Origin of the sequence: Enterobacter cloacae complex sp. SYL001, from assembly GCF_049237025.1 — a bacterium.
GTDB classification, from domain to species: domain Bacteria; phylum Pseudomonadota; class Gammaproteobacteria; order Enterobacterales; family Enterobacteriaceae; genus Enterobacter; species Enterobacter intestinihominis.
Genome location: NZ_JBMKJI010000011.1, coordinates 77,430 through 93,158 on the forward strand (window position 1 = coordinate 77,430; position 15,729 = coordinate 93,158).

General features: G+C 58.7%; 15 protein-coding genes. 8 read left to right on the plus strand and 7 right to left on the minus strand.

Annotation, left to right across the window (positions count from 1 at the left end; genetic code table 11):
* The first annotated feature begins 14 nt into the window (after positions 1-14).
* From uhpA to nepI, 7 genes are all read left to right on the plus strand, one after another.
* Complete coding sequence (gene uhpA, locus ACOTZP_RS12545) at positions 15-608, plus strand: transcriptional regulator UhpA (RefSeq protein WP_022646555.1); 594 nt, start codon at positions 15-17, stop codon at positions 606-608.
* Positions 605-2,110: a signal transduction histidine-protein kinase/phosphatase UhpB gene (gene uhpB / locus ACOTZP_RS12550; RefSeq protein ID WP_022646556.1), complete on the plus strand. Its 1,506-nt coding sequence runs from the start codon at positions 605-607 to the stop codon at positions 2,108-2,110. The genes uhpA and uhpB overlap by 4 nt, the downstream gene beginning before the upstream one ends.
* Complete coding sequence (locus tag ACOTZP_RS12555) at positions 2,103-3,413, plus strand: MFS transporter (RefSeq protein ID WP_032626671.1); 1,311 nt, start codon at positions 2,103-2,105, stop codon at positions 3,411-3,413. The genes uhpB and ACOTZP_RS12555 overlap by 8 nt, the downstream gene beginning before the upstream one ends.
* A 132-nt stretch (positions 3,414-3,545) precedes the next feature.
* On the plus strand, positions 3,546-4,937 hold the full coding sequence (gene uhpT, locus ACOTZP_RS12560) for a hexose-6-phosphate:phosphate antiporter (protein WP_023298970.1): 1,392 nt from the start codon (positions 3,546-3,548) through the stop codon (positions 4,935-4,937).
* A gap of 161 nt (positions 4,938-5,098) precedes the next feature.
* Positions 5,099-6,103 carry an alpha/beta fold hydrolase gene (locus ACOTZP_RS12565; RefSeq protein ID WP_271075353.1) on the plus strand — a complete coding sequence of 335 codons (1,005 nt, stop codon included), beginning with the start codon at positions 5,099-5,101 and terminating at the stop codon, positions 6,101-6,103.
* A 151-nt stretch (positions 6,104-6,254) separates the two neighbouring features.
* Positions 6,255-6,707 carry a DUF1198 domain-containing protein gene (locus tag ACOTZP_RS12570; RefSeq protein WP_014830062.1) on the plus strand — a complete coding sequence of 151 codons (453 nt, stop codon included), beginning with the start codon at positions 6,255-6,257 and terminating at the stop codon, positions 6,705-6,707.
* 100 nt (positions 6,708-6,807) lie between these two features.
* A complete protein-coding gene (gene nepI / locus ACOTZP_RS12575; protein ID WP_023298972.1) occupies positions 6,808-7,998 on the plus strand; it encodes a purine ribonucleoside efflux pump NepI in 1,191 nt (396 codons plus the stop codon).
* A 171-nt stretch (positions 7,999-8,169) separates the two neighbouring features.
* Here nepI and ACOTZP_RS12580 read toward each other — a convergent pair whose 3' ends face one another.
* The 6 genes from ACOTZP_RS12580 to ACOTZP_RS12605 all read right to left on the minus strand — a co-directional run bounded on the left by ACOTZP_RS12580 (position 8,170) and on the right by ACOTZP_RS12605 (position 14,094).
* Positions 8,170-9,075 carry an EamA family transporter gene (locus ACOTZP_RS12580; protein WP_023305152.1) on the minus strand — a complete coding sequence of 302 codons (906 nt, stop codon included), beginning with the start codon at positions 9,073-9,075 and terminating at the stop codon, positions 8,170-8,172.
* Between the two features lie 147 nt (positions 9,076-9,222).
* Positions 9,223-10,602, minus strand: coding sequence for a carbohydrate porin (locus ACOTZP_RS12585; protein WP_022646562.1), 1,380 nt, complete (start codon positions 10,600-10,602; stop codon positions 9,223-9,225).
* A gap of 138 nt (positions 10,603-10,740) precedes the next feature.
* A complete protein-coding gene (locus ACOTZP_RS12590; protein WP_014168006.1) occupies positions 10,741-11,043 on the minus strand; it encodes a PTS lactose/cellobiose transporter subunit IIA in 303 nt (100 codons plus the stop codon).
* Between the two features lie 5 nt (positions 11,044-11,048).
* Complete coding sequence (locus tag ACOTZP_RS12595) at positions 11,049-12,425, minus strand: glycoside hydrolase family 1 protein (protein ID WP_271075352.1); 1,377 nt, start codon at positions 12,423-12,425, stop codon at positions 11,049-11,051.
* Positions 12,426-12,478: 53 nt separating this feature from the next.
* The gene (locus ACOTZP_RS12600) at positions 12,479-13,768 is read right to left on the minus strand and encodes a PTS sugar transporter subunit IIC (protein WP_421633727.1); all 1,290 of its coding nucleotides are present in this window, start codon (positions 13,766-13,768) and stop codon (positions 12,479-12,481) included.
* 11 nt (positions 13,769-13,779) lie between these two features.
* Complete coding sequence (locus tag ACOTZP_RS12605; protein ID WP_003861034.1) at positions 13,780-14,094, minus strand: PTS sugar transporter subunit IIB; 315 nt, start codon at positions 14,092-14,094, stop codon at positions 13,780-13,782.
* A gap of 293 nt (positions 14,095-14,387) precedes the next feature.
* On the opposite strand from ACOTZP_RS12605, the gene ACOTZP_RS12610 reads away from it, so the two are divergent.
* Positions 14,388-15,338 carry a LacI family DNA-binding transcriptional regulator gene (locus ACOTZP_RS12610; protein ID WP_155019277.1) on the plus strand — a complete coding sequence of 317 codons (951 nt, stop codon included), beginning with the start codon at positions 14,388-14,390 and terminating at the stop codon, positions 15,336-15,338.
* 50 nt (positions 15,339-15,388) lie between these two features.
* On the opposite strand, the gene ACOTZP_RS12615 is transcribed toward ACOTZP_RS12610, so the two are convergent.
* A complete protein-coding gene (locus tag ACOTZP_RS12615; RefSeq protein ID WP_271075351.1) occupies positions 15,389-15,685 on the minus strand; it encodes a YicS family protein in 297 nt (98 codons plus the stop codon).
* Positions 15,686-15,729: the final 44 nt, after the last annotated feature.

Consider the following 15,729-nt stretch of genomic DNA (forward strand, 5'->3'; position numbering starts at 1 on the left):
ATCAGGATCAAACCATGACCACCATCGCCCTTATCGACGACCACCTTATCGTCCGCTCCGGCTTTGCCCAGCTTTTAAACCTCGAACCGGATTTTCAGGTCGTGGCCGAGTTTGGCTCCGGTCGCGAGGCGCTGGCGGGCCTGCCGGGACGCGGGGTGCAGGTCTGTATCTGCGACATCTCAATGCCGGATCTCTCCGGGCTGGAGCTGTTAAGCCAGCTGCCGAAAGGGATGGCGACCATTATGCTCTCGGTCCACGACAGCCCGGCGCTGGTCGAGCAGGCGCTCAACGCGGGCGCGCGCGGCTTCCTCTCTAAACGCTGTAGCCCCGACGAGCTGATTGCCGCCGTGCGCACCGTCTCCACCGGCGGCTGCTACCTGACGCCGGATATCGCCATCAAGCTGGCGGCGGGACGGCAGGATCCGCTCACCAGACGCGAGCGTCAGGTGGCAGAGAAACTTGCCCAGGGCATGTCGGTGAAAGAGATTGCCGCGGAGCTGGATCTGTCCCCGAAAACCGTGCACGTTCATCGCGCCAACCTGATGGAAAAACTCAACGTCAGTAACGATGTCGAGCTGGCGCGCCGTATGTTTGACAGCTGGCAATGAGTCCCGTTTTTTCACGGCTGATCGCCGTCGTCGCCAGCTTTTTTATCTTCTCCGCCGCATGGTTCTGCCTGTGGAGCATCAGCCTGCATCTGGTGGAACGCCCGGAGCTGGCGGTGCTGCTGTTCCCCTTTGGCCTGCGTCTGGGACTGATGCTTCAGTGCCCGCGCGGATACTGGCCCGTTTTGCTGGGCGCAGAGTGGCTGATGCTGATCTGGCTGGCGCAGGAAGTGGCGCTGGCGCATCTGCCTTTATTGATGACCGGAAGCCTGCTCACGCTTATCCCGGTCGCCCTGATTTCCCGCTACCGTCACCAGCGCGACTGGCGCACGCTGCTGCGTCAGGGGGCGGCGCTGATTGCCGCCGCGCTGTTGCAGTCCCTGCCGTGGGTGGGCGAAAAGGAGGTGCTCAACGCCCTGCTGCTGACCCTCACCGGCGGCCTGACGCTGGCACCGACCTGCCTGGTTTTCTGGCATTACCTTACCAGCACCGTCTGGCAGCCGCTCGGCCCGGCGCTGGTCTCCCAGCCGGTGAACTGGCGCGCCCGGCACCTGATCTGGTATCTGCTGCTGTTTGTGGTGAGCCTGTGGTTGCAGCTTGGTCTGCCCGCTGAATTATCACGCTTCACGCCGTTTTGTCTGGCGCTGCCGATCATCGCCCTCGCCTGGCACTACGGCTGGCAGGGGGCGCTGATCGCGACCCTAATGAATGCCATCGCGCTGATCGCCAGCCAGACCTGGCACGATCATCCGGTAGATCTGCTGCTCTCGCTGCTGGCCCAGAGCCTGACCGGGCTGCTGCTGGGGGCGGGCATCCAGCGCCTGCGCGAGCTGAACCAGTCTCTGCAAGCCGAGCTGGCGCGCAATCGCCGTCTGGCGGAGCGTCTGCTGGAGACGGAAGAGAGCGTGCGCCAGGAGGTTGCCCGCGAGCTGCACGATGACATCGGCCAGACCATCACTGCCATCCGCACCCAGGCGGGCATTGTCCAGCGCCTGGCGGCAGAAAACGCGGGTGTGAAGCAGGGCGGGGCGCATATCGAACAGCTTTCGCTGGGTGTCTATGACTCCGTTCGCCGCCTGTTAGGGCGGCTGCGCCCGCGCCAGCTTGACGATCTGTCCCTGGAGCAGGCGGTGCGTTCCCTGATGCGCGAGATGGAGCTGGAAAGCCGCGGGATAGTCAGCCATCTCGACTGGCGCATCAATGAAGCTACCCTGAGCGAAGGTCAGCGCGTGACGCTGTTCCGCGTCTGTCAGGAGGGGCTGAACAACATCGTCAAACACGCCAGTGCCAGCGCGGTCACGATCCAGGGCTGGCAGCAGGACGAGCGCCTGATGCTGGTGATTGAAGACGACGGCTGCGGCCTGCCGCCGGGATCCGGCCAACAGGGCTTTGGCCTGGCGGGCATGCGCGAGCGCGTGAAGGCGCTCGGCGGCACGCTGACAATCTCCTGCACCCACGGGACGCGCGTCAGCGTCAGTTTGCCGTTAAGGACGCACCATGTTTAAAACCCCGGCCAGCGCCGCCCCGCTAGGCAACAAAGCGGAAATCGACGCCCGCTACCGCTACTGGCGACGTCATATCCTGGTCACTATCTGGCTCGGCTACGCGCTGTTCTACTTCACCCGCAAAAGCTTCAACGCCGCCGCGCCGGAGATCCTCGCCAGCGGCGTGATGGCGCGCACCGACATCGGCCTGCTGGCGACGCTGTTTTACATCACCTACGGTCTGTCGAAGTTCTTCTCCGGCATCGTCAGCGACCGCTCCAATGCGCGCTATTTCATGGGCGTTGGGCTGATCGCCACCGGCGTGGTGAACATCCTGTTTGGCTTCTCCACCTCGCTCTGGGCCTTCGCCCTGCTGTGGGCGCTGAACGCCTTCTTCCAGGGCTGGGGCGCGCCGGTCTGCGCCCGCCTGCTCACCGCCTGGTACTCACGCAACGAGCGCGGCGGCTGGTGGGCGATATGGAATACCGCGCATAACGTCGGCGGGGCGCTGATCCCGATGGTGGTGGGGGCTGCCGCGCTGCACTACGGCTGGCGTGCGGGGATGATGATTGCCGGTGGCCTCGCGATTGTCGCCGGGCTGTTCCTCTGCTGGCGCCTGCGCGACAGGCCGCAAACCGTCGGCCTTCCACCGGTGGGCGACTGGCGGCACGACGAGATGGAGATCGCCCAGCAGCAGGAGGGGGCCGGGCTGTCCCGCCAGCAGATCCTCACCAAATACGTACTGAAAAACCCCTACATCTGGCTGCTGTCGCTCTGCTACGTGCTGGTCTACGTGGTGCGCGCGGCCATCAACGACTGGGGCAACCTGTACATGTCCGAGACGCTCGGTGTGGATCTGGTGACCGCCAACTCGGCGGTGACCATGTTTGAACTGGGCGGGTTTATCGGCGCGCTGGTGGCGGGCTGGGGCTCGGACAAGCTCTTCAACGGCAACCGCGGGCCGATGAACCTGATTTTCGCCGCCGGAATTTTGCTCTCCGTCGGCTCGCTGTGGCTGATGCCGTTCGCCAGCTACGTGATGCAGGCGGCGTGCTTCTTCACCATCGGTTTTTTCGTCTTTGGCCCGCAGATGCTGATCGGCATGGCGGCGGCAGAGTGCTCCCACAAAGAGGCGGCAGGCGCGGCGACGGGCTTTGTCGGGCTGTTTGCCTACCTCGGCGCATCGCTCTCCGGCTGGCCGCTGGCGCGGGTGATCGACATCTGGCACTGGAGCGGGTTCTTCGCGGTGATCGCTATCGCGGCGGGCATCTCCGCCCTGCTGTTGCTGCCGTTTTTGCACGCGCAGGCACCACGCGAAGCGTGACGCGCCTCACCTTTTGCTGCCGAGTCGCGCAAAACTAAGAAATTTTCCCGGTTTCACCTGGACGCTGTCTCAGGCATCTCTCCTGGCTGGTTTTTACAATGCTGCAAAAATCAGCTCAGGAGTAACTCAGTCATGCTGGCCTTCTTAAATCAGGTGCGCAAGCCGACCCTGGATCTGCCGCTCGACGTGCGGCGCAAAATGTGGTTCAAACCGTTCATGCAGTCCTATCTGGTGGTCTTCATCGGCTACCTGACTATGTACCTGATCCGCAAAAACTTTAACATCGCGCAGAACGACATGATCTCCACCTACGGGCTGAGCATGACGCAGTTGGGTATGATTGGCCTGGGCTTCTCCATCACCTATGGCGTGGGGAAAACCGTTGTTTCCTACTATGCGGACGGCAAAAACACCAAGCAGTTCCTGCCGTTTATGCTGATCCTCTCTGCCATCTGTATGCTCGGCTTCAGCGCCAGCATGGGCGCGGGCTCCGTCAGCCTGTTCCTGATGATCGCCTTTTACGCCCTGAGCGGTTTCTTCCAGAGCACCGGCGGGTCGTGCAGCTACTCCACCATCACCAAATGGACGCCGCGCCGCAAGCGGGGGTCGTACCTCGGCATGTGGAACATCTCCCACAACCTCGGCGGAGCGGGTGCGGCAGGCGTGGCGCTGTTCGGCGCGAACTACCTGTTCGACGGTCACGTCATCGGCATGTTTATCTTCCCGTCGATTATTGCCCTGATTGTTGGCTTTATCGGCCTGCGCTACGGCAGCGATTCCCCGGAATCGTACGGCCTCGGCAAAGCCGAAGAGCTGTTCGGGGAAGAGATCAGCGAAGAGGACAAAGAGACCGAAGAAAACGAGATGTCCAAATGGCAGATCTTTGTTGAGTACGTGCTGAAAAACAAAGTGATTTGGCTGCTCTGTTTCTCGAACATCTTCCTGTACGTGGTGCGCATTGGTATCGACCAGTGGTCCACCGTGTATGCCTTCCAGGAGCTGAAGCTTTCTAAAGAAGTGGCGATTCAGGGCTTCACCCTGTTTGAAGTGGGCGCGCTGGTCGGCACGCTGCTGTGGGGATGGCTCTCCGACCTCGCCAATGGCCGCCGCGCGCTGGTGGCCTGCGTCGCGCTGGCGCTGATTATCGCCACCCTTGGCGTCTACCAGCACGCCAGCAACCAGTACATTTACCTGGCGTCCCTGTTCGCGCTCGGCTTCCTGGTGTTTGGTCCGCAATTACTGATCGGTGTGGCGGCAGTGGGCTTCGTCCCGAAAAAAGCGATCGGCGCCGCCGATGGGATTAAGGGTACCTTCGCCTACCTGATCGGCGACAGCTTCGCCAAGCTGGGTCTGGGGATGATCGCCGACGGCACGCCGATTTTCGGCCTTACCGGCTGGGCGGGCACCTTCGCCGCGCTGGATGCCGCCGCGATTGGCTGTATCGTCCTGATGGCGATGGTTGCGGTGCTGGAAGAGCGTAAGATCCGCCGTGAGAATCGTGCGCAGAAATTAAAAGTAGCCTGAGTGTGCAGGTAACTTCTTTGCCCGGTGTGTGATGCCGGGCTTTTTTATTTTGCACGGCCTACCTTTACTCCGCTTTACACATTCGCTCCTCTCTATGCTCTACAGTGTTTTTGCTGCCGCCTTTCGTGCAGCCTTAGCCCTTTTGCTAACGGAGAGCTTGCATGTTAACCCGACGATTATCCTGCCTGGCGCTGCTGATGGCGCTGGCGTCCCCCGCAATGGCCGCGGATGCCCCCACCTACGGCGAGAAGCTGGAAGGTTTTGACTACGGCTGGCCGGTAAAACACTTTACCTTTACCTCGCAGAACCAGCCTCTGGATATGGCTTACCTGGACGTGAAACCGGAAAAACCCAACGGCCGCACCGTGGTGCTGATGCACGGCAAAAACTTCTGTGCTGGCACCTGGGACGGCACTATCCGCGCGCTGTCGGCCGGTGGGTATCGCGTGATCGCCCCTGACCAGATTGGTTTTTGTAAATCCACCAAGCCGGAGCATTACCAGTACACCTTCCAGCAGCTGGCGGATAACACCCACGCGCTGCTGAAAACGCTGGGCGTCGAGCGCGTGACGGTTATAGGACATTCGACCGGCGGCATGCTGGCAACCCGCTATGCGTTGATGTGGCCGCAGCAGGTGGAGCAGCTGGTGATGGTGAACCCGATTGGTCTGGAAGACTGGAAAGCGCGCGGCGTGCCGCATATTACGGTCGACCAGTGGTACCAGCGCGAGCTGAAAGTCAGCGCCGACGGTATTCGTCAGTACGAGAAAAACACCTACTACGCCGGGGACTGGAAGCCGGAGTACGAGCGCTGGGTCACCATGCTCGCCGGGCTGAACAACGGGCCGGGTAAAGCGCGCGTGGCGTGGAACTCGGCGCTGCTCTACGACATGATTTATACCCAGCCGGTTGTCTATGAATTTAGCGAGCTGAAGATGCCGGTATTATTGATGATCGGCACGAAGGACAACACTGCCATCGGGAAAGATCTCGCCCCACCGGAGATCCGCAAGACGCTCGGCAATTACGCGGTGCTGGGCAAAGAGACGGCGGAGCGCATTCCGCACGCGACGCTGGTCGAGTTTAACGACATGGGCCACGCGCCGCAGATGCAGGATCCTGAACGTTTCCACGACGCGCTGCTGAAAGGGCTTCAGGCGCGCTGACGGGTCTCCAGCAACAGCCCGCGCAGCCACGCCTGCGCGGGATTGCTTTCATCGCAATTATCCAGCTTTTTTCGGTTCACTATTCTGGCCGTTCCCGCTGTTGACGCGCTGCGTTTCCCGCTATGATGGGCGGCTAGTCTAAGGAGAACGCATGGTCTGGATAATGCTGGCAACGCTTGCCGTGGTATTTGTGGTTGGATTTCGTGTCCTGACCTCAGACTCCCGCCGCGCCATCAAACGTTTAAGCGAGCGGCTGGGCATCACCCCGATGCCAGTCGAGTCGATGATCGATCAGTTCGGTAAAACGCCGGGCAATGAGTTTATCCGCTACCTTGAGCGCCCCGACGAGGCACATCTGCAAAATGCGGCGCAGGTGCTGCTCATCTGGCAGGTCTGCATTGTCGACGGCAGTGAAGAGAATCTGCATACCTGGCACCGTATGCTGCGTAAAGCCCGCCTTGCCGCCCCCATTACCGATGCGCAAATTCGACTGGCACTTGGCTTTATGCGCGAAATGGAGCCCGATCCGCAGGAGCTGAACGCCTTCCAGCTGCGCTATAACCAGCTATTTCTGCCGGAAGAAGGTGTGTTTTATCTGCACTGATCCCCTCTAAAACCACAAAAGTTGTCAAATCGTTAAATCCGTCACACTTTTGATGATAAACTGCGCGACTTTTCCGCACGTTTTTATCTCAGGTGATGCCATGACAGAACATATCCAGCCCACGACTCCGCCGCAGGCCAAAGAGGTGTCTCGCCCCAACTGGTCGGCGGTTTTCTCCGTGGCATTTTGCGTCGCCTGCCTGATCACCGTTGAGTTTCTGCCGGTCAGCCTGCTGACGCCGATGGCGCAGGATCTGGGCATTTCCGAAGGCGTGGCGGGGCAGTCCGTTACCGTCACCGCCTTTGTGGCGATGTTCGCCAGCCTGTTTATCACCCAGGCGATTGGCACCATTGACCGTCGTAAAGTGGTCATCCTGTTCAGCGTGCTGCTGACGCTCTCCTGCCTGCTGGTCTCTTTCGCTGAAAGCTTCACCCTGCTGCTGCTGGGTCGCGCCTGCCTGGGGCTGGGGTTAGGCGGCTTCTGGGCGATGTCGGCCTCGCTGACCATGCGCCTGGTGCCCGCGCGCACCGTGCCAAAAGCGCTGTCCGTTATCTTCGGCGCGGTCTCTATTGCGCTGGTGATTGCCGCGCCGCTGGGCAGCTTCCTTGGTGGGATTATCGGCTGGCGTAACGTCTTTAACGCGGCGGCAGTGATGGGCGTGCTGTGCATTATCTGGGTGTGGAAAGCGCTACCGTCTCTGCCGGGTGAAGCGGCGCACCACAAACAGAACATGTTCGCGCTGCTCAAGCGTCCGGGCGTGCTGGCGGGGATGACCGCCATCTTCATGGCCTTTGCCGGGCAGTTTGCCTTCTTTACCTATATTCGCCCGGTGTATATGACCATGGCGGGCTTTGACGTGGATGGCCTGACGCTGGTGCTGCTGAGCTTCGGTATCGCCAGCTTCGTCGGCACCTCACTGTCGTCTCAGTTCCTGAAGCGCTCCCTGAAGGTGGCGCTGGCGGGTGCGCCGCTGGTGCTGGCGATCAGTGCCGCGGTGCTGGTGCTGTGGGGCAGCGACAAGTGGGTCGCATCGGCGATTGCGATTGTCTGGGGCTTTGCCTTTGCACTGGTGCCGGTGGGCTGGTCGACGTGGATCACCCGCTCGCTTGCCGATCAGGCGGAAAAAGCCGGGTCGATTCAGGTGGCGGTGATCCAGCTGGCGAACACCTGCGGCGCGGCGGTGGGCGGCGTAGCGCTCGACCATCTTGGGCTGACGTCACCGCTGGTGATCTCCGGTACGCTGATGCTGCTGACCGCGCTGCTGGTGGCGGGGAAGGTGAAGGCGAAGTAAGTCAATTTTCCTCCTCACCCTAACCCTCTCCCCATAGGGGAGAGGGGACTGCTCGGTGCTGTCTTTTCACTCTCGCCCCTTTGGGGAGAGGGCCGGGGAGAGGGGACTGCTCGGTGCTGTCTTTTCACCCTCGCCCCTTTGGGGAGAGGGCCGGGGTGAGGGGACATTCGCTTAAGCCGATGCCTTAACCCTTCTGCGTGAATCCATCGAAATCAGCACCACCGACGACACAATCAGCAGCGTTCCCAGCCAGTCCGGCAGGGTGAATGCCACCCCCAGCAAAACCACCGACAGCAGCGCGCTGCTCAGGGGTTCGGCGCAGCTCAAAATGCTTGCCTTCGGCCCGCCGATCATCTGCGCGCCCTTCAGATACAGGCTGAACGTCAGCGCGGTGCCAATCACCACCAGGTAGAAAAACGCCAGCAGCAGGCCGCCGTCAATGGCGAAGGTGGTGCCGCGTCCGGCGTAGAACGGCGTCAGCATTAGTCCCGCAATCAACATACTCCAGCCGACAATCGGCAGCGTGCCGTAGCGGGCGATAAGCGTTGATGGATAGGTGGTGTAAAACGCCGCAGCAAACGCCGAGGCGATACCGAAGAACAGTGCGGCAGGCGAGATGGAGAGCGACGTCGGGTCGCCGTGGGTCACCAGCAGGAAGGTACCCACAAGCGATGTCAAAATCGCGGATAAGACAAATATGCCGGGACGCGTTTTCCGCGCCAGGGCGAACCACGCCACGATGATGGTTGGCGACAGGAACTGAAGCACGGTGGCCGTAGCGGCGTTGGATTTTTCAATCGTCAGCAGGAAGGTGAGCTGCACGGTGAGCGCGCCAACCAGCGAGAAAAACAGCAGGCTGAGGGCGTCCTTGCGGTTTTTGATGACCGAGAAAATCTTGTCGCCGTGAACGAAGGAGAGCGTCAGCAGGATCACGCCGGTAAACAGCAGACGAACCATGGTCAGGTAAGGCGAAGAAATGTGGCTTTTCTCCATGATGTACTGCGCGCAAACCCCGGAACTGCCCCATAAAACGGCGGCGATCAGGACGTTGAGCATCCCTTTGCGTGTGGAACCCATGTTCTCCCCTGTTATGTTGTCGTTAATTGGCCAACAGCATAGCATGGTTGTGTGCGGCCTGATGCCCTCACCCCGGCCCTCTCCCACGGGGAGAGGGGGAAAACCGTAGGCCGGGTAAGCGTAGCGCCACCCGGCATGTTGTTGACCTTAGAACCACGCCTCCCACATCGCGCCGACGTTGAAGTCGTCCAGCGTCTCATCTTTGGTGTTGTTCACGCGCGCGGTGCGTTCGTTGTCCACTTTGCCGCCGGTCACGTAGAAGCGCAGCATCGGACGGAACTCCGGCCCCATGGCGATAGACATGTTCTGCGACAGGGTCAGCTTCCAGCCCTTGTTGTCGCCGCCGTTGTCGTAATCTACGTGCTGCCAGCCCGCTTCCAGCCAGGTGGAGTGAACGTCGTTCCACCAGTGCATCGGGCGCACGATGGCGTTGTAGTTCTTACGGTTGTCGGTGTCATCACGGCTGTTGTCATAGTCGTGGAAGGCGAGGATGTACTCCACCTGCGTGGCCTGGGTGAATTTATACAGCCCTTCGAAGCTGGCGTAGACCGTGGTCAGATCTTCGGTTTTGTTGAACACGCTGTTGTCCGAATTATCGGAGTAGCGGGCGATCACCTTGTTCACACCGCTGTCGTTGGTGTGGCTCAGCACCACGCCGCCCTGCCAGGCGTTCAGACGCTCGTCGCTCTCAACGGCTTTGGAGTCAAAACCGTAGTTGGCGTACAGCTCCAGGTCGATCGGGCCGAGCTTCATGCCGTGGATTTTTGAGGTGGCAGCGTAGTTGCCCTTGTCACCCGTGCCGGAGCCGCCGGTACAGGTGATGCGCGACGGGTTGGCTTCATCTTCCATCACTTCCGGGCTACATGATTCCACCGCCGCCACGGCAGCCACGTCGAACTGCACACCGCCGATGTCGAAGTTCTTCACCCCGGCGCCCTGGCCATCGTGGTTCATCCAGAAGTAATCGTTGATGCCCTGCTGCGGACGCTGGTGGAAGTCACGACCGGCCCAGAAGTAGGCGTTCGGGTTGGAGGCCATAATGTTGGTCACCCCGGCGTAAGCTTTTTTGAGGTTAACTTCGTCGCCCCAGTGGTCGATCATCACGTTGATGTCCCAGATGGCGCCGTTATCACCCTTGAAGGCCTTGGAGAGCTGGAATTCCCCGCCGTTGCCTTCGTTACCCAGACGACCAATCGCGGACGCGCCGTTGTAGGAGCCGTCCACCGCCACATACTTCTGGTCAGCGGCCTGGAAGTGCGCGCCGTAGCGGGCGTAGCCGGTAAATTTGATGCCAAACGGAATCGCCATGTCCGGGGATTGCGCTGCGCTCTGCGGCTCGGTGATGACGTCCGCTTTTTTCGCGACCGCCGCATCCATTTTCGCCTGACGCTCGGCCAGGGCTTTATCCACCGCTTTCGCCACAATGGCGTCAATTTGCTCCTGCGTAAATTCTTGCGCGAGCACGGAAATTGGACAAAGCGCGGCGATAACCGCCATGGTTAATGGAAGTTTTTTAATCGTATTCATGGTTATCTCAATATAGTTTAATTTTATTCAGACAATAACCATCCCGCTCCGATCTGACAGAATATGTCGCTATCATCAGAACAAGTGGATTTCTAGTTTTAGGTACAGAGGTATTACATTAAATTATTTCGCCATAGACTATCTCTGATATAAATGAATAATCTCTTCAGATAATTCACGCGCTAATAGCGAATTCATTAAATGATCCTGCGCGTGCACCATAATTAAGGTCATCGGCTGGCGGGCTTCGCCCGCGTCCTGCTCGATCAGTTTGGTCTGCATCTTGTGTGCCTGGCGCGCGTAGCCATCGGCTTCACGCAGCAGGCTTTTGGCTTCGTCAAGGTTGCCCTGGCGCGCCGCATGCAGCGCTTCGAAGCACAGGCTGCGGGACTGACCGGCGTTGACGATAATTTCCATTACGGCTTCTTCTAATGCGATCATCATTTTTACTCTTTATCAAAGCAATTATTTAAGGCGGTAGCGGCAAACCACTCTCCGCTTTTTTTAATGGTGCGCTGCTGCGTCTCCAAATCGAGCTGAATAAAACCGTAGCGGTTTTTGTAGGCATTGCACCACGACCAGTTATCAATAAACGTCCACATATGGTAGCCCAGACAATTGCAGCCTTCGCTAATACCTTTATGCAGCCACGCTAAATGCTCAGAAATAAATTCGATGCGGTACCGATCGTTTATCTGGCCGTTTTCAATAAAGCGCTGCTCGTTTTCGACACCCATCCCGTTTTCAGAAATAAAACAGCGGGGGTTACCGTAATTGTCGCGCAGGTTAACCAGAATATCGTAAATACCCGGCTCGTAGATTTCCCAGCCGCGGTACGGGTTCATCTTACGGCCCGGCATCTCGTAGCTATCAAAGAACCACTCCGGCATAAACGGCGCCTGCGGGTTCACCGCGCTGTCGCGACACTTCACGCGGCGCGGTTGATAGTAGTTAACGCCGAGCAGGTCGATTTTCCCTTCCGCAATCAGGAAACCGTCTTCCGGCTTGCAGGCGGGTAGCTGATCGTAAGATTTCAGCAATGCCACCAGGTCGGCCGGATACTCCCCGCGCAGCACCGGGTCGAGGAAGCTGCGGTTAAATATCAGATCCGCGATATGCGCCGCCTTCACGTCCGCCGGGTTCTGCGAACGCGGGTATGACGGCGTCAGGTTCAGCACGATGCCGATCTCCCCCGCGTAATGCCCGGCGCGGTAAGCCTGAACGGCCTTCGCATGGGCCAGCACCGTGTGATATGCCACGGTCGCCGCCCGACGAAAATCCACCACGTTCGGGTAATGGAAATCGTACAGATAACCGCCTTCCACCGGCACGATCGGCTCGTTGAAGGTAAACCAGTGCAGCACGCGGTCGCCAAACAGCTCGAAGCAGATCTGCGCATAGCGGGCGTAGGCGTCCACTACGTCACGGTTTTCCAAGCCGCCGATCTCCTGCATCGCCATCGGCATGTCGAAATGGAACAGGGTGATAAACGGCGTGATGCCCTGTTCATTCAGCTCATCAATGACCTGATTATAAAAATCGACCGCGTCCGGGTTCACTTCACCGATACCGTCGGGGATCAGGCGCGCCCAGCTAATCGAGGTGCGAAAGCTGTTGTGGTTCAGCTGCTTCAACAGCTGAATGTCCGTTTTCCAGTGCTGATAAAACGTGGAGGTATGCTGCGGTCCCACGCCGTTGTGAAAACGGTTCGGCTCGCGGGAAAACCAGTAGTCCCACGTGGTTTCACCCTCTCGTGTCCCTTCCGTCTGGAGAGCGGAGCTTGCGCTGCCCCACCAGAAGTTATCGGGAAATGCGTATTTCATGACCCTTCCTCTTTGACTTAATTGCTAACTGTTTCAGCGGTGCCGACGGTTGCCTAGGCTTTCTGCTCTTCATTTTTGATGAGCGTACGCTCATAGGCGCGCAGGAACGGCAGGTACATCAGCGCCGACATCACCATGCAGACCAGGCACATCACCACCGGGCTCAGCGCCCAGTTCGCCGCCCACGAGGCGCCAATCGGCGCGGGCGTGGTCCACGGGGTTAACGAAACCACCTGGGCCAGCCAGCCGAGTTTGGTTGCGCCGTACGCCAGGCAGGCATTGACCAGCGGAACAAACACGAACGGGATAAACAGCATCGGGTTCATGATGATCGGCGCGCCGAACAGAATCGGTTCGTTGATGTTAAAGAAGCTTGGCACAACGCCCATTTTGCCGATGGTGCGCAGGTGAGTGGCGCGGCTGCGCAGCAGCAGGAACGCCAGCGGCAGGGTCGAGCCTACGCCGCCAATCAGCAGGTAGTGATCCCAGAAACCTTGCAGATAAACGTGCGGCAGCGCCGCGCCCGCCGCCAGCGCCGCCTGGTTTGCAGAGAGGTTCGCCATCCAGAACGGGTTCATGATGCCGGTGACAATCAGCGACCCGTGGATACCGGCAAACCAGAAGATCTGGCACAGCAGAACGGAGAGCAGAATCGCGGGCAGCGAGTCAGACGCGGACACCAGCGGCTCCAGCAGGTGCATAATCGCCTGCGGGATGATCATCCCGGTCTGCGCTTCAATGAACAGGTTCAGCGGATGTAGGGTACCAATCACCACCATCACCGGGATCAGGATCTCAAACGAACGCGCCACGCCGGTCGGCACCTCTTTCGGCAGGCGGATGGTGACGTTGTTCTGCTTTAGCCACGCGTATACACGGGTGGAGTAGATCGCGGTGATAAGCGCAGTGAAGATGCCCTGACCCGACAGATACTGCGTCGAAATTTTGCCGTCGGCATACGGCGCGGCGACCAGCAGGAAGGCCATAAAGGCCAGCAGACCGGACATCACCGGATCGAGGTTAAACTGACGTCCCAGGCTCGCCCCAATCCCCACCGAGATGAAGAAGGTCATCACGCCCATGCTGAGGTTAAAGGGCAGCATCAGCTGTTCGCGGTAGGTCTCGGAGAAATCCAGCCAGCCGCGGGCGAAGCTGTTGGTGGTATCCGCCGAAAACGGCGGGAAGATAAACACCAGCATAAACGAGCCGATGATCATAAACGGCAGCGCGGCGGTAAAGCCGTCGCGGATTGCAATCACATACTTTTGCTGACCGAGCTTCGCGGCCAGCGGCGTAATTGACTGTTCAATCACCGCGACCATGGATTGATATAACGAACTCATGTGAACACCTTTTAGTGTGCCGCTTCGATGAGCGACAGAGCATAGTCCAGTACTTTATCGCCACGCTGCATGCCGTAATCCATCATGTCGATGGGCTGCACCGGTATGCCTTGCGTCGCTGCCTTGTCTGAGAGTGTCTTTAACATGTATTTCACTTGCGGTCCGAGAAGCACCACCTGATAGTGCGGAAACTGCGTATCAAATTCGGATACGCCATACGCATCTATCTTCACGGGCAAGCCCCGTTCTTTTGCAACATCGATCATTTTGCTGACCAGCAGGCTGGTGGACATCCCGGCAGAGCAGCACAGCATAATCTTGAACATCGACGACCATCCTCAAAATGTAAAAAGTTATTGCGATGATGATTGGACATGATACGGAAACCGGTTTCCATTCATAAAAGACAGAAGTGTGACAACCATCAATATCCACTACTTATGACGCTAATTAACCGGATGTGGGTCACATAATTTGGCTGTTTTGACATCAAATTGAGTGGAAACGGAAAATCGGTTTCCATGGAAAACGGAAACGGATATACTCCGTTCTGGCTATAATGTGAGCCGTAGCGGTGATGGAAATTACAGACGCCAGTTGCGTCTGACAGGGGAGAGAGATGTCTACAATCAACGATGTATCGCGTCTGGCCGGGGTGTCCAAAGCCACGGTATCACGGGTGTTGAGCGGGTCGCGTGGCGTTAAAGAAGCCAGCCGACAGGCTGTTCTGAGAGCGGTGGATGAGCTGAACTATCGTCCGAACGTGATCGCCCAGTCGCTGCTCAGCCAGTCGACGGGCTGCATTGGGGTGATTTGCGCGCAGGAGAACATTAACCAGACCACCGGTTACCTGTACGCGCTGGAAAAACACCTCAGCCAGCATCAAAAACATCTGCTGCTGCGTTTCGCACACACGAAAACAGAAGTGATGAACGCCCTTGAAGAACTCTCCTGCGGCTTATGTGATGACATTCTGGTGATTGGCGCGCGTTTCCCGCTAGACGTGGACATGGACAACGTCATTCTGGTCGACTGTATGGAAGCCGATAACGCCAACAGCATTCAGTTCGATCACGCGTTCGCGGCTGAAACGGCCTGCAACTATCTCACCAGCCAGGGGCGTCGCCAGATAGCACTGATCCACCCGCACGGCAGCGGCTTTGCCGATCAGGTGCTGCTGGGTTACAAACATGCGCTGGAGAAAAACTTCCTGCCCTTTAATCGCAACCTCGTGTTTATGGACGCGACTTCATCGTCCGTTGCGCTTCAGGAATTACTCAACAACGCGTCCACGCTGAACTTCAACGCGCTGCTGGTGGCAGACGAGCAGGAAGCCCAGCGGGTGATCCCGCAGTTACAGGCGTTTAATAAATCGGTACCGGAAGACATCATGGTCTTCAGCCTCGGCGGTTCGCTGCAACTCCCGGGTATTCCGGTGATCCCGGCGATTGAATATTCCATGGACGCCATGGCGGCGCGGATTGTGAGCTGGCTGACGGCGAAAACGCAGATGCTGGGGTCGTACGTGCTGCGCGGGGATTTGATTATTCCGGATGTGCGGAAGCGTTAAACATGTGATGTAGGCCGGGTAAGGCGCAGCCGCCACCCGGCGCTCAACCCTCAGTAATCTTCCATACAATCCACCTCACTTACTGCATCCCAGTAGGCGTCCAGGTTGTCACGCTTCACGGCGGTGATGGCATTTTTGATCAGCAGCTGATTGGCCTCAGACGACAAAATCATCGCCTGCCAGGCCTTATCGCTCTGCTTTTTCTGCGGGGTACAGGTTTTCTTCACATCTTTCAGGACCTGCTGTTTTATCTGGGCCTCTTTCTCCGGAGCGCTCTTCTCCAGCGCGTGAACAAACGCAGCGAAAATCAGGCAAACGAGCAGGCAAACCAGGTGTGCAGATTTCATTGAGACCTCCGGTAAAGTCACAGGCTTTCCCTGAAATGTATCGT

What these genes read in the sequence shown, in the direction of transcription:
- uhpA (WP_022646555.1), top strand. Translation starts at nt 15, where the DNA reads ATGACCACCATCGCCCTTATCGACGACCACCTTATCGTCCGCTCCGGC.
- uhpB (WP_022646556.1), top strand. Translation starts at nt 605, where the DNA reads ATGAGTCCCGTTTTTTCACGGCTGATCGCCGTCGTCGCCAGCTTTTTT.
- ACOTZP_RS12555 (WP_032626671.1), top strand. Translation starts at nt 2,103, where the DNA reads ATGTTTAAAACCCCGGCCAGCGCCGCCCCGCTAGGCAACAAAGCGGAA.
- uhpT (WP_023298970.1), top strand. Translation starts at nt 3,546, where the DNA reads ATGCTGGCCTTCTTAAATCAGGTGCGCAAGCCGACCCTGGATCTGCCG.
- ACOTZP_RS12565 (WP_271075353.1), top strand. Translation starts at nt 5,099, where the DNA reads ATGTTAACCCGACGATTATCCTGCCTGGCGCTGCTGATGGCGCTGGCG.
- ACOTZP_RS12570 (WP_014830062.1), top strand. Translation starts at nt 6,255, where the DNA reads ATGGTCTGGATAATGCTGGCAACGCTTGCCGTGGTATTTGTGGTTGGA.
- nepI (WP_023298972.1), top strand. Translation starts at nt 6,808, where the DNA reads ATGACAGAACATATCCAGCCCACGACTCCGCCGCAGGCCAAAGAGGTG.
- ACOTZP_RS12580 (WP_023305152.1), bottom strand. Translation starts at nt 9,075, where the DNA reads ATGGGTTCCACACGCAAAGGGATGCTCAACGTCCTGATCGCCGCCGTT.
- ACOTZP_RS12585 (WP_022646562.1), bottom strand. Translation starts at nt 10,602, where the DNA reads ATGAATACGATTAAAAAACTTCCATTAACCATGGCGGTTATCGCCGCG.
- ACOTZP_RS12590 (WP_014168006.1), bottom strand. Translation starts at nt 11,043, where the DNA reads ATGATCGCATTAGAAGAAGCCGTAATGGAAATTATCGTCAACGCCGGT.
- ACOTZP_RS12595 (WP_271075352.1), bottom strand. Translation starts at nt 12,425, where the DNA reads ATGAAATACGCATTTCCCGATAACTTCTGGTGGGGCAGCGCAAGCTCC.
- ACOTZP_RS12600 (WP_421633727.1), bottom strand. Translation starts at nt 13,768, where the DNA reads ATGAGTTCGTTATATCAATCCATGGTCGCGGTGATTGAACAGTCAATT.
- ACOTZP_RS12605 (WP_003861034.1), bottom strand. Translation starts at nt 14,094, where the DNA reads ATGTTCAAGATTATGCTGTGCTGCTCTGCCGGGATGTCCACCAGCCTG.
- ACOTZP_RS12610 (WP_155019277.1), top strand. Translation starts at nt 14,388, where the DNA reads ATGTCTACAATCAACGATGTATCGCGTCTGGCCGGGGTGTCCAAAGCC.
- ACOTZP_RS12615 (WP_271075351.1), bottom strand. Translation starts at nt 15,685, where the DNA reads ATGAAATCTGCACACCTGGTTTGCCTGCTCGTTTGCCTGATTTTCGCT.